Below are 12918 nucleotides of genomic sequence, written 5' to 3' on the forward strand. Positions count from 1 at the left end.
CATTAATGAGGACGGAAAGAAATATGAAAACTAAAGGATTTGTTTATCTGGCCAGCACGGCTATTTTATTAGCAGCAAGTGCCAATAGCGTATTTGCTGAGGAAGCAAGTCACACAGTAAATGATAGGCAGCAAGTTGAGCCGTCGGCTGCAGTGACGAACCCAGATGCATCAAAGCAATCAGAGTTGCCAAAAATCTCTTCAGAGCAGGATTCTGAAAGCAAGCAAGCTGTTACTGCATCTGCGAATTCTTCGAGTCAAGATGAAAGAGCGATTACAACTTCATCTATAGAAGAGCAAAAAGAATCAGCTGCAGGAGTCTCAGAGACAGCTGAGGAACCTAAAATCAATCCTGAAACAGATAAATCCGCTCAAAACAAAGATGAAACAGCAAGTGAAGAAGCTTCCAAACTTGCTGAAAACACTATTGAAAGCAAAATTCGCTCAGAAGCAAAAGCAGTCTCAGAGGCAGAAACGAGAGCGCCTCGTGCAGTAGATGACACTCCCCAAGGCACCCTCACTATTACAAATGTAGATTCAAATGCTGGTAGCTTCGATGTACATGTAACCAATATTTCAGCTCCTAAGCCCATCAAAAAAGTAGCCCTGCCCACTTGGTCCAGCGTTAATGGGCAGGATGACATTATCTGGTATGATGCTAAAAAACAAGTGGATGGGAGCTATAAGATCAGCGTCGCTGCCCGTGACCATAAGTATTCCACAGGCGAGTACAATATCCACCTTTATTATCTACTGGCAGACAATCAGCTGGTCGGCGTAGGCGGTACCCAAACAACTGTCACCATCGGCAAACCGCAAGGAAAACTGGATATCACCAATAATAATCCAGACACAGGTAGCTTTGATGTCGTCGTCTCAGAAGTCTCAAATCCTTATGGTGTCAAGGAGGTTAAGCTCCCAACCTGGTCTAATGATAAAGGTCAAGATGATTTGGTCTGGTACACAGCAACCAAGCAGGCTGATGGCACTTACAGGGCTCGCATTCAGGCTCGCGATCACAAATATTCTCTGGGAGACTACACAGTTCATCTTTATTATGTCCAAGATGACGGCCAATTAGTCGGTGTGGGTGGCACCCAGTTCAGTCTGACCGCTAAGCCCAAAGGAACTTTGAAAATCGAGAACAATAATCCCGATACAGGTAGCTTTGATGTCGTTGTCTCCGGTGTTTCCAATCCCTTTGGTGTCAAGGAGGTTAAGCTCCCAACCTGGTCTAATGACAAAGGTCAAGATGATCTGGTCTGGTACACAGCAACCAAGCAGGCTGACGGCACTTACAAAGCTAGTATTCAAGCCCGCAATCATAAGCTGTCCACTGGTGAGTACCATGTCCATCTCTATTATGTTCAGGATAATGGCCAGCTGATTGGAGTCGGTGGAACAACGACCACCGTTTCCATCGCCAAACCAAAGGGAACCCTGACGATTAAAAATAACAATCCCGATACGGGTAGCTTCGATGTGATTGTTTCTGGAGTATCTAGTCCTTTTGGAGTCAAGAGTGTGCATCTACCAACCTGGTCCAGCGACAAAGGTCAAGATGATCTGGTCTGGTACACAGCAACCAAGCAGGCTGATGGCACTTACAAAGCTAGTATTCAAGCCCGCAATCATAAGCTGTCCACTGGTGAGTATCATGTCCATCTCTATTATGTTCAGGATAATGGCCAGCTGATTGGAGTCGGTGGAACAACGACCACCGTTTCCATCGCCAAACCAAAGGGAACCCTGACGATTAAAAATAACAATCCTGCAACAGGTACTTTTGATGTTTTAGTCAGTGGAGTGAGCAGTCCAGTGGGAGTTCGTGAGGTTCTTCTTCCGACCTGGTCTAGTGCTGAGGGTCAGGATGATCTTATCTGGTATCGGGGTGTTCGTCAGGCTGATGGTGTTTACAAACTGACGGTCAAGGCTAGCGATCATAAGTATTCTACTGGTGAGTATCATGTCCACCTTTACTATGTAGGGGACAATGGTCGTATGGTCGGTGTTGGCGGCACTAAGACGACAGTTTCTCTGGCAGCTCCAAAGGGCAAGTTGACCATCCAGAACAACAATCAACAGACGGGCACTTTTGAAGTGGTGGTTTCTGAAGTCGAGAATGGCTATGGCATAAAGGAAGTGAAACTTCCGACCTGGTCTAGTGCCAAGGGTCAGGACGATCTTATCTGGTACACAGCGGCTAAGCAAGCCGATGGCACCTACAAGGCGCAGGTCAATCTACGCGACCACAAGTATTCCACAGGTGAATACAACATCCACCTCTACTATGTCCAGAATGATGGTCGTATGGTCGGCGTTGGCGGCACCAAGACGACAGTTTCTCTGGCAGCTCCAAAGGGCAAGTTGACCATCCAGAACAACAATCAACAGACGGGCACTTTTGAAGTGGTGGTTTCTGAAGTCGAGAATGGCTATGGCATAAAGGAAGTGAAACTTCCGACTTGGTCTAGTGCCAAGGGTCAGGACGATCTTATCTGGTACACAGCGGCTAAGCAAGCCGATGGCACCTACAAGGCGCAGGTCAATCTACGCGACCACAAGTATTCCACAGGTGAATACAACATCCACCTCTACTATGTCCAGAATGATGGTCGTATGGTCGGCGTTGGTGGCACCAAGACGACAGCAAATATAGATGCAGAAAATATCAAGCCAATAGGAAAAATTACCATTCAAAACAACAATCCTCGGCTAGGTACTTTTGAAGTGGTAGTGTCCAATATATTTAACCCCAAAGGAGTCAAGGCAGTTTATTTACCAACTTGGTCTAGTGTCAATGGGCAGGATGATATCGTTTGGTATCAAGCTCAAAAACAAGCAGATGGTAGTTATAAAGCCTTGGTACGGGCCTCAAATCATAAATATTCAACGGGTGAATATATTGTCCATTTATATTATACCCAAAATGATGGCAGCTTAGTAGGAGTTGGTGGTACGACTACGACAGTCAATAGGGGGCTTTATAGTACGCCGTATTATTCCCAACGTGATCCTCGATGGGCTGGCCGAGTCTATGGGAATTATAATTTGAATGCTACTGGCTGTGTTCCGACCACTTTGGCAATGGCTATCTCTGGCATTACTGGTCAAACTGTTTTGCCGACAACTGTAGCAGATTTCCTGTATCATAATACAGATTCCTTTAACAAAAATGGCCTATTCGGAACTTCAAGTCGAGGAATTGTCCAAGCGGCTCAGAACTGGGGACTGACAACGGATATTTTATCCTCATCAGCAGCGGTTAAACAATCTTTGGCGATTGGGCATCATGTGTTAGCAGCTGTTGGTAGTAGTGTTTTTGCAAACTACCCAGTCACCCATGAGTTGGTCATGAGAGGTTATCAAAACGGACAAACACAGGTGTTTGATCCTTACAATGCCAATAATAATGGCTGGTACTCAGTTGATTATCTTTTTGGTGTAAAAAGTGGTGCTCCAGAAGATAACACGGAAGGTTCACCGTTTATTACCGTGAGATCTTAGATGTTGGCCTAGTTCAAAACAATGAAGAGCTGGATTTCTATCCCAGCTCTTTTTTGTATTTTCACAGAGCAGAGATTTGTAGAAAATAAAAAATATCTGGTAGAATTGTCAGAATTGTGATACAATAAGTCAGTTCACATGAAAAGGAGAGGTCAAATGATTGAAAATGACAGGAAAAAATTTGAAACAAAAACCAAAAATGGGATGAAACGTGGATTGCAGAATCGACATGTTCAGATTATTGCCATAGCTGGGACCATTGGTACAGGGCTCTTTTTGGGAGCTGGGCGCTCGATTAGTCTGACTGGTCCGTCCATCATCTTGATTTATATGCTAACGGGGATGTTCATGTATCTGATGATGCGGGCTATCGGAGAAATGCTTTATTACGACCCTGATCAGCATACTTTTATTAACTTTATTACGAAATATTTGGGAACTGGCTGGGGTTATTTTTCAGGCTGGTCCTACTGGATTTCTCTGATTTTTATTGGAATGGCTGAGATTACGGCTGTTGCCCAGTATGTGCAGTACTGGTTTCCTGACTGGCCAGCTTGGCTGATTCAGCTCGTCTTTCTAGCCCTTCTTAGTTTGGTCAATCTGATTGCAGTTCGAGTCTTCGGCGAGGTTGAATTTTGGTTTGCTATGATAAAGATTGTAGCCATTATGGCCTTGATTGCAACAGCTATTTTTATGATGCTGACAGGATTTGAAACACCGCACGGAGTAGCCAGTCTTGGGAATATCAGCCAAGATTTTCAGCTTTTTCCTAATGGCTTTATGAACTTTATTATGGCTTTCCAGATGGTTTTCTTTGCCTATCAGGCTATTGAATTTATCGGTATTACCACTTCTGAAACGGAAAATCCGCGAGCGGTGCTGCCAAAAGCAATCAAAGAAATTCCTTTGCGGATTATCTTGTTTTACGGAGGCTCTCTCCTTGCCATTATGGCTATTATTCCTTGGAAAGAGCTGGCAACGGCTGATTCTCCCTTTGTTATCGTTTTTAAGTTGGCTGGCCTCAAGTGGGCGGCAGCATTGATTAACTTCGTAGTCCTAACTTCAGCAGCCTCGGCTCTGAATTCGACTCTTTACTCAACTGGGCGCCATTTGTATCAGATTGCTCACGATACGCCTAATCGTTTCCTAAAGAAAATAGGAGCTGGGAAGCTGTCTCGACAAAATGTTCCACAGAATGCTATTTTGACTTCGGCGGCTGTCATTGCCTTTGCGGCCTTTATCAAGATTCTGCCGGGAGTATCGGATTCCTTTGCCTTGATTACGGCTTCCTCATCTGGTGTCTACATCGCCATCTATGGTCTGACCATGCTAGCCCACCTCAAATATCGCAAGTCACCGGAGTTTATGGCGGCTGGCTATCTCATGCCGGCCTATAAGTTTCTCAATCCTTTGACCATTCTCTTCTTTGCCTTTGTCTTTGTCACTCTTTTCTTACAAGAGTCAACGGTTGTAGGAGCAATCGGATCTGCCGTCTGGATTGTTGCGTTTGGCCTGTATAGCCAACTCAAGTTTCCAATTAAGAAAACAAAATGAATGATAGAGCTGATTTTTCAGCTCTTTTTCTATTTTTAGTCTAATGCTTTTTGTCATTTGTGTTATAATAAATACAATTAATACATACTCAAAATTTAAATGTGACTTTGAAGAGTTGAAATTAACTTTCAATCAAATTCTTTTTGATACTTTCCCTTGTCATCAAGACAAGGCTAGTTCAAAATTCCTAAGCTTCTGAAAAGTTGTAGTTCATTGTTGCAAGATATATTGCCGATGCTGTCTAGTTTGAAAGATGCTTGTTTTGAGCTTTCCTTGTATCTGACTTCGTTAGCTATTTGCAAGCTCAAAGAGCTTTTGGGACGATTGGAATTAGCCATCGTGACGGGGATGGAACCACGAATCACAAATCTTTGATTTTCTGATCTCTTGTCTAGTTTTCTATGGAACTTTGAGTCTTTAGCCTTCAGGATAAGTCAGGAAGTATCTGGACTGCACCGCCACTAGAAAGCGATTAAAAAGAAAGGTTTCATGTTGATTTTGAGCCAGTATAAAAGGATAGAGGAGTAAGGAACATGTACCCAGATGATAGTTTAACTTTACACACTGATTTATATCAAATCAATATGATGCAAGTTTATTTTAATAAAAATATTCATAATAAACGTGCTGTTTTTGAGGTCTTTTTCCGCAAGAATCCTTTTAATAATGGCTATGCGGTTTTCGCAGGTTTGGAGAGGATTGTGGCTTACCTGAATGATTTGAAATTTAGCCAGACGGATTTGGACTATTTAGAGTCATTAGGTTATAATGGGGCATTTTTAGATTATTTACGTAATTTGAAGATGCAACTGACAGTTCGTTCTGCCCAAGAAGGCGATTTGGTTTTTGCCAATGAGCCCATTGTTCAGGTAGAAGGCCCGCTGGCACAATGTCAGTTGGTAGAAACTGCGATTTTAAATATCGTTAATTTCCAAACCTTGATTGCCACTAAGGCAGCTCGCATTCGCTCTGTGATCGAAGATGAGCCACTGATGGAGTTTGGTACCCGTCGTGCTCAGGAAATGGATGCAGCGATTTGGGGAACACGGGCAGCCGTTATTGGCGGAGCCAATGGCACCAGCAATGTTCGGGCAGGGAAGCTCTTTGATATTCCTGTTTTGGGAACGCATGCCCATGCACTTGTGCAGGTTTACGGTAATGATTATGAGGCTTTTAAGGCTTATGCAAGCACTCATCGGGACTGTGTGTTCTTAGTAGACACCTACGATACACTTCGGATCGGGGTTCCTATGGCCATTCGCGTAGCGCGTGAATTGGGCGATAAAATTAATTTCCTAGGTGTGCGGATTGACTCTGGAGACTTGGCCTATATTTCTAAAAAAGTTCGCCAGCAATTGGATGAAGCGGGCTTCCCAGATGCTAAAATTTACGCTTCCAATGATTTGGATGAGAATACCATCCTCAACTTGAAAATGCAAAAGGCCAAGATTGATGTCTGGGGTGTGGGAACCAAGCTGATTACTGCCTACGATCAGCCAGCTCTAGGCGCGGTTTACAAGATTGTAGCGATTGAAGATGAGAATGGGCACTTGCGTAACACCATCAAGCTCTCCAACAATGCTGAAAAGGTTTCGACTCCGGGCAAGAAGCAGGTTTGGCGGATTACCAGCCGTGAAAAAGGCAAGTCTGAGGGCGACTACATCACTTATGATGGAGTTGACGTCACCCATCTGGCAGAGCTGGAGATGTTCCATCCGACTTATACTTATATCAATAAGACAGTCAAGAATTTTGATGCGGTGCCGCTCTTGGTGGATATTTATAAAGAAGGCCAGCTCGTTTACGATTTGCCGACTCTGTCTGAGATTCAGGACTATGCCCGCCGAGAATTTGACAAACTCTGGGACGAGTACAAGCGGGTCCTCAATCCCCAAGATTATCCGGTCGATTTGGCGCGTGATATTTGGCAGGATAAGATGGACTTGATTGACCAGATGCGCAAGAAAGCCTACCAGATAGGAGCAGAAAAATGAGCCTACAAGAAGAAATCATCCGCCAACTGGGCGTCAAGCCCGTCATTGACCCAGAGGAAGAAATCCGCAAGACGGTGGACTTTCTCAAGGCCTATCTGAGAAAACATCCTTTTTTGAAAAGCTATGTTCTGGGCATTTCTGGTGGTCAAGACTCAACTTTGGCTGGTCGCTTGGCCCAGATAGCCGTAGAAGAAATGAGGGCAGAGACAGGAGATGAGAGCTATCGTTTTATCGCTGTCCGCCTGCCTTACGGCGTTCAAGCGGATGAAGATGATGCGCAGAAGGCTCTGGCTTTTATCCAACCTGATGTCAGTCTGACAGTCAATATCAAGGAATCTGCTGATGCCATGACAAAGGCTGTGGAGGCAACGGGTGCCAAAGTCTCTGACTTTAACAAGGGCAATATCAAGGCGCGTAGCCGCATGATTGCCCAGTATGCTTTGGCTGGTTCATATAGCGGAGCTGTCATTGGGACCGACCATGCAGCAGAAAATGTCACGGCCTTTTTCACCAAGTTTGGGGATGGCGGAGCAGATATTGTGCCCCTCTATCGTCTCAATAAGCGTCAAGGCAAGCAGCTTTTGGCCGCCTTAGGAGCGAATCCGGCTCTCTATGAAAAGGTGCCGACGGCTGACTTGGAAGAAGAAAAACCTGGAATTGCTGATGAAGTCGCTCTGGGCGTGACCTATAATGAAATTGACGATTATCTCGAAGGTAAGTCCGTTTCCGCTCAAGCTCAAGAAACTATCGAGTCTTGGTGGCATAAAGGCCAGCACAAACGCCATTTGCCGATTACGATTTTTGATGAATTTTGGAAGTGAAAAGCTCTAGTGAATCTTTTTAACCCCGGCTAGGAAGCGAGAAAGCAATGAAAAAGGTAGGTACACAGTCCATCGAAACGAAACGTCTTTTGCTAAGACCTTTTGTAGCATCTGACTATCAAGCTATGTACGACAACTGGGCTTCCCGCCCTGATAATCTGTTGCATGTGACATGGGATGCTTACGAGAGTCCCGATATGGCCAAACAATCAATTGCTTGCTGGGCTGAGAATTACCAAAACTTGGATTTTTACAAATGGGCGATATGCCTGAAAGAAAATCCTAAGCACGTGATTGGTGACATCAGTGTGGTAGACAGGGATGAGACCGTCAATGCTTGCGAGGTCGGTTATATTTTAAGTAAGGACTATTGGGGGCAAGGGTTGATGACAGAAGCGCTGAAAGCTGTTTTGAACTATCTCTTGCTGGAAGCAGGTTTCAATCGTGTGAGGGCTGATTTTGTAACAGCTAATCCAGCTTCTGGCCGTGTTATGGCTAAGGCTGGTATGAGTTATGAAGGGACCTTTCGTCAAGCTGTATTTCATAAGGGAGAAGTCAAAGATTTTTCTGTCTATGGAATTCTAAAATCAGATTTAAAAAGAAAAAGTTAGGCGTGCTTAACTTTTTTACTTTGCAGGAATTTTTAAAAGGTCTATAATAGTCTATAGAACAAGGAGGAATTTATGCATTCATTAAAACAAGATTTTACAGATAAGCTTTTTGCGGACTATGAGGCTAATGCTAAATATGCCGCTATGGAAAACGCCATTAGTCACAATGGACTCTTGACTTCTTTGGAAAAACGGACTGCTGCTGTAGAAAATGCACCTGTTTTCTCACTGGATCTCACCAAAGATAAGGTCAGTGACCAAAAAGCTTCTGGTCGTTGCTGGATGTTTGCAGCTCTTAATACCTTCCGCCATAAGATGATTGCGGGCTTCCAGCTGGAAGATTTTGAGCTATCCCAAGCTCATACCTTCTTTTGGGATAAATATGAAAAATCCAACTGGTTCTTAGAGCAGGTTTTGGAAACGGCTGATCAAGAATTGACCAGCCGTAAGGTCAAATTCCTCTTAGATACGCCTCAACAGGACGGCGGTCAGTGGGATATGGTTGTGGCTCTTTTTGAGAAATACGGGGTCGTGCCCAAGTCAGTTTATCCGGAGTCCATTTCTTCCAGCAATAGCCGTGAGCTCGATCAGTTGCTCAATAAACTCCTGCGTCAGGATGCTCAAATCTTGCGTGAGCTAGCTCTGAGTTGTGCAGATGAAGCTAGTCTACAAGCCAAGAAAGAAGCTTTACTACAGGAAATTTTCAACTTCCTAGCGATGTCACTGGGCTTACCGCCTCGGAAGTTTGACTTTGCTTATCGGGACAAGGATGGCAACTACCGCAGTGAATCAGATTTGACCCCACAGGCCTTTTACCAAAAATATGTAGACCTCAAGCTGGATGACTATGTGTCAATTATCAATGCGCCAACAGCTGATAAACCTTATGGCAAGTCTTACACGGTCGAGATGTTGGGCAATGTAGTCGGCAGTAAACCAGTTCGCTATTTGAATGTAGAAATGAAACGGCTCAAGGAATTGGCTATTGCTCAGATGCAGGCTGGTGAGACCGTTTGGTTTGGCTCTGATGTGGGTCAATCCAGCAATCGCAAGGCAGGAATCATGGAGGAAGGTATGCATGATTTGACTGCCAGCATGGATATCCAGTTGACCCAAGATAAGGCAGGCCGCCTTGATTATAGCGAGAGCCTTATGACCCATGCTATGGTGTTGGCTGGGGTGGACTTGGATGAAAATGGTCAAGCTAAAAAATGGAAGGTAGAAAATTCTTGGGGAGACAAGGTTGGAGATAAGGGGTACTTTGTCGCCAGCGATGCTTGGATGGATGAGTACACCTATCAAATCGTGGTCAGAAAAGAATTCTTAACTCCAGAAGAACTGGCAGCCTACAATGCTGAACTAATCCTCTTAGCGCCTTGGGATCCAATGGGAGCTTTGGCGAGTAAGTAGATTTTTTTACTCCTTTCAAATTAAGGTATTGTTCTCTCTGTTTTATATACGAGAATTCAATTCTTATTCACATGACAGAGTTATGAGCAATCAGTTATCAATAGGCTTGTTTTCTACTGGATGACAGCTGTTTTAAACTTTGATATAAATAAAAAAGTGATTGGAGATAATTTCCAATCACTTTTAGCATTCTAACGGTTTCCGCTATTCTGACTGCTTTGATTTTGATTATTTGACTCGCTTCCATTTGTTTGTTCTGAGGAAGAAGTCGATTGATTAGCGGAGGGAGCTGAGCTACTTGTCTCTGAAGAACTGCTAGAAGAAGCTTCTGTGCTAGTTTCTGAAGAAGTAGAGCTATAATATTGTTGGGTATTATAGCGATTATTTATAGTTGCTCCATTTAGATAGAGATAATATCCGCTGCGGAACAAGCCGTTTGGCATTTCCCAATCTTCTGAAGCTGATCCGTCTTGAGCTAAATAGAGCATCATCTCGCGGTAAACATCTGTTGCAACCTTAACTCCGTCATCAAGAATCGGAGTCAGACGGTTGGAGTAGCCAGTCCAAACAGCCATTGAGTACTTAGGCGTATAACCAACGAAGAGTTCGTCTGGTGTGACAATACTAGAGTAGTAGTAAGGCTTGGTCAGCTTAGCTAATTCATCATCAGCATAGTTGGAGGTTCCAGTCTTACCAGCCTGATAAACCCCAGAAAGAGCAGCATTTGTACCTGTACCTGAGTGAAGAACGGTTTTCATCATATCCGTCATCATGTAGGCTGTGGTTTCTTTCATCGCCTTGGTTCCATTATCAGCAAAGATCTTTTCTGTTCCGTCACTGAAGACGACACGATTGACATACTGCGGTTTATAGTAGGTACCGCCATTGGCAAAGGCAGCATAGGCAGCAGCCATTTTTTCACTGCTAGCTCCGTATTCATTGCCGGCTTTGCTGGTGTTACTTGAAAAGGCGTTAACATAGAACATTTCAGGGTAGTTAATGCCGATGCGATTGAGGAACTTAAGCGATTCATCTAGACCGACGGCTTCCAGCGTTTTCACAGCAGGAACGTTACGGGATTCCTGAATAGCGTACTGAATCGTCATAGTACCATAGTATTTCTTGTCCCAGTTGTAGACTGGTGTGCTGGAATACGGGAAATTGTATGGAGCATCTGTAATAGGGGCAGCCGTAGAGGTATAGATTTCATTTTCAAGAGCCGGAGCATAATCAGTGATTGGTTTCATGGTTGAACCGAAATCGCGGTTAGTTTCAACGGCTTGGTTGGTACCGAAAGATACGTTGGTAGACTGGTGACGGGAGCCGAGTTGGGCAATCACTTTACCAGTTCGCACATCCATAACGGTGGAAGCAACCTGCATTTCATCATCAGGATAAGCAACGTATTCCTCAGTATTGTAAATATCCCAAAGTTTTTTCTGGGCTTCTGTGTTGACATTGGTATACACTTCCATTCCGGTTGTCAATACGTTATAGCCGGTTTCTTCTTCAACTTGTTCAATTACTTGTTTTAGATAATTATCCATGTAAGCTGGATAGCTAGACGAAGCTTTTAGGCTTTGGAGGCCGTCGGTAACAGGCGTATTGACAGCCTGTTCATATTGCTCTGGTGTGAGGTACTTCAGTTCATACATTTCTGACAAGACCAGATTTCGGCGTTCGGTGGCTGCTTCTGGTTTTGTGTAAGGATCATACTGATTAGGAGCCTGCGGCATTCCAGCTAAAAGGGCTAATTGAGGAATTGTTAAATCTTTTAAATCTTTTCCGTAGTAACTTTGGGCTGCTGTTTGCATACCATAGTTACCATTGGACATGTAGACCTTGTTGACATAGTAGGTCAGGATTTCTTGCTTCGTTGCCTTGCGCTCTAATTGAGTGGCTAACCAGGCCTCTTGTATCTTACGAGAAAGAGTCGCATCTGAAGAAGAGGTTGAGAAGTAGCTCAATTTGATGAGCTGTTGGGTCAGCGTAGACCCCCCTTGTCTGCCTCCACCTTTGAGGTTGCTGAGAAATGCACCGATGATACGAATAAAGTCAACTCCTCGGTGACTAAAGAAACGATGATCTTCAATGGCAGTAATGGCATTGACCAAATCCGTAGGAATCTCATTTGTATTTGTATTCACTCGCTTCTCAGCACCTAAGTCAGCAATTAAATTATTATCACTGTCATAGATTTTACTTGAAGTAGTCGCGATTAAATCTTTCTCAGAAAGCGTAGGAGCCTTGGAAGCGTAATAAGTAAACACCAAACAACCGGCTACAAAGCCAAGCAAGAGAAGAGAAATGAGGGCGCTTGCAAGATATTTTAATATCTGCATAACAGTCTGTTTATTCATTTGTAATACCACCTAGTAGTTTTTGTTCAATAATATCAAGATAGGGAACGCTGGGGAAATGCTGGATTTCGATTCGATAGCCATTTTCCTGAATATAAGATAAAGGCATGGACTTTCCGCCCTTGTCTATCTTGTAAAACTCAATCAAATAGGAAGCCGGAAGCAGATAAGTTTCCCTTAGGCTTGAGAAATGCAACAAGACAAAACAAATTCCCTTTTGTTTCAGCACAGCCTCCATATGCTCAATCTGGTGTTGATGGAAGTTTTTCATCGGCATCGCATTTTTTTGCCGCGTTTCCTTGGCCTCAAAATCAATATAGTGCCCCTTGTAAACACCAGAATAGTCTGTTGTAGAAGCTTGCCGAAAATAGGCCTCTACGATTTTAGCACGACTGCGCTGCGGATAATCAACTTTAACAATCTGGATGGGTGTTGGCTTTTTGTGGATAACAGCGAGTCCTCTACTTAGGTAGTAGTTGTTGGATTCGTTGATCATTTTTTCAAAAGACATCCCACGATTGGCAAAGCTGATAAAATCTGTGGATGAGCTAAAGATTTTATTTTTTACCTTTAGTTTGTGAGGATAGTTGACCATAGAACTCCTTATTGGTACAATAACATCACTCTATTATATCATAAAAACATTTTTTAAGGGAGAATAA

The 12918-nt window shown here is 43.7% G+C and carries 9 protein-coding genes; 7 read left to right on the top strand and 2 right to left on the bottom strand.

Annotated elements, in window-relative coordinates; all coding sequences use genetic code 11:
* The first annotated feature begins 23 nt into the window (after positions 1-23).
* The 7 genes from FZ952_RS06130 (at position 24) to pepC (ending at position 9896) form a co-directional block, all read left to right on the top strand.
* The gene (locus FZ952_RS06130; protein WP_148881003.1) at positions 24-3506 is read left to right on the top strand and encodes a GBS Bsp-like repeat-containing protein; all 3483 of its coding nucleotides are present in this window, start codon (positions 24-26) and stop codon (positions 3504-3506) included.
* Between the two features lie 156 nt (positions 3507-3662).
* A complete protein-coding gene (locus FZ952_RS06135) occupies positions 3663-5060 on the top strand; it encodes an amino acid permease (protein ID WP_148881004.1) in 1398 nt (465 codons plus the stop codon).
* A 216-nt stretch (positions 5061-5276) separates the two neighbouring features.
* On the top strand, positions 5277-5435 hold the full coding sequence (locus FZ952_RS11585; RefSeq protein WP_156956252.1) for a hypothetical protein: 159 nt from the start codon (positions 5277-5279) through the stop codon (positions 5433-5435).
* A gap of 158 nt (positions 5436-5593) precedes the next feature.
* Positions 5594-7054, top strand: a complete 1461-nt coding sequence (locus FZ952_RS06140) for a nicotinate phosphoribosyltransferase (protein ID WP_037614377.1) — start codon at positions 5594-5596, stop codon at positions 7052-7054.
* The gene (gene nadE, locus FZ952_RS06145) at positions 7051-7875 is read left to right on the top strand and encodes an ammonia-dependent NAD(+) synthetase (protein WP_148881005.1); all 825 of its coding nucleotides are present in this window, start codon (positions 7051-7053) and stop codon (positions 7873-7875) included. The genes FZ952_RS06140 and nadE overlap by 4 nt, the downstream gene beginning before the upstream one ends.
* Positions 7876-7922: 47 nt before the next feature.
* Positions 7923-8486, top strand: coding sequence for a GNAT family N-acetyltransferase (locus FZ952_RS06150; RefSeq protein WP_148881006.1), 564 nt, complete (start codon positions 7923-7925; stop codon positions 8484-8486).
* Between the two features lie 72 nt (positions 8487-8558).
* A complete protein-coding gene (gene pepC / locus FZ952_RS06155) occupies positions 8559-9896 on the top strand; it encodes an aminopeptidase C (RefSeq protein WP_148881007.1) in 1338 nt (445 codons plus the stop codon).
* A gap of 191 nt (positions 9897-10087) precedes the next feature.
* On the opposite strand, the gene pbp1a is transcribed toward pepC, so the two are convergent.
* Together pbp1a and recU are read right to left on the bottom strand one after the other, a co-directional pair.
* On the bottom strand, positions 10088-12256 hold the full coding sequence (pbp1a, locus tag FZ952_RS06160) for a penicillin-binding protein PBP1A (protein ID WP_148881008.1): 2169 nt from the start codon (positions 12254-12256) through the stop codon (positions 10088-10090).
* A complete protein-coding gene (gene recU, locus FZ952_RS06165; protein WP_037617697.1) occupies positions 12249-12851 on the bottom strand; it encodes a Holliday junction resolvase RecU in 603 nt (200 codons plus the stop codon). Before recU ends, pbp1a begins: the two co-directional genes overlap by 8 nt.
* Positions 12852-12918: the final 67 nt, after the last annotated feature.

It is taken from the genome of Streptococcus sp. Marseille-P7376 (assembly GCF_902460385.1).
Classification (GTDB): domain Bacteria; phylum Bacillota; class Bacilli; order Lactobacillales; family Streptococcaceae; genus Streptococcus; species Streptococcus sinensis.

What these genes read in the sequence shown, in the direction of transcription:
- recU (WP_037617697.1), bottom strand. Translation starts at nt 12,851, where the DNA reads ATGGTCAACTATCCTCACAAACTAAAGGTAAAAAATAAAATCTTTAGC.
- FZ952_RS06130 (WP_148881003.1), top strand. Translation starts at nt 24, where the DNA reads ATGAAAACTAAAGGATTTGTTTATCTGGCCAGCACGGCTATTTTATTA.
- nadE (WP_148881005.1), top strand. Translation starts at nt 7,051, where the DNA reads ATGAGCCTACAAGAAGAAATCATCCGCCAACTGGGCGTCAAGCCCGTC.
- FZ952_RS06140 (WP_037614377.1), top strand. Translation starts at nt 5,594, where the DNA reads ATGTACCCAGATGATAGTTTAACTTTACACACTGATTTATATCAAATC.
- pbp1a (WP_148881008.1), bottom strand. Translation starts at nt 12,256, where the DNA reads ATGAATAAACAGACTGTTATGCAGATATTAAAATATCTTGCAAGCGCC.
- FZ952_RS06135 (WP_148881004.1), top strand. Translation starts at nt 3,663, where the DNA reads ATGATTGAAAATGACAGGAAAAAATTTGAAACAAAAACCAAAAATGGG.
- FZ952_RS06150 (WP_148881006.1), top strand. Translation starts at nt 7,923, where the DNA reads ATGAAAAAGGTAGGTACACAGTCCATCGAAACGAAACGTCTTTTGCTA.
- pepC (WP_148881007.1), top strand. Translation starts at nt 8,559, where the DNA reads ATGCATTCATTAAAACAAGATTTTACAGATAAGCTTTTTGCGGACTAT.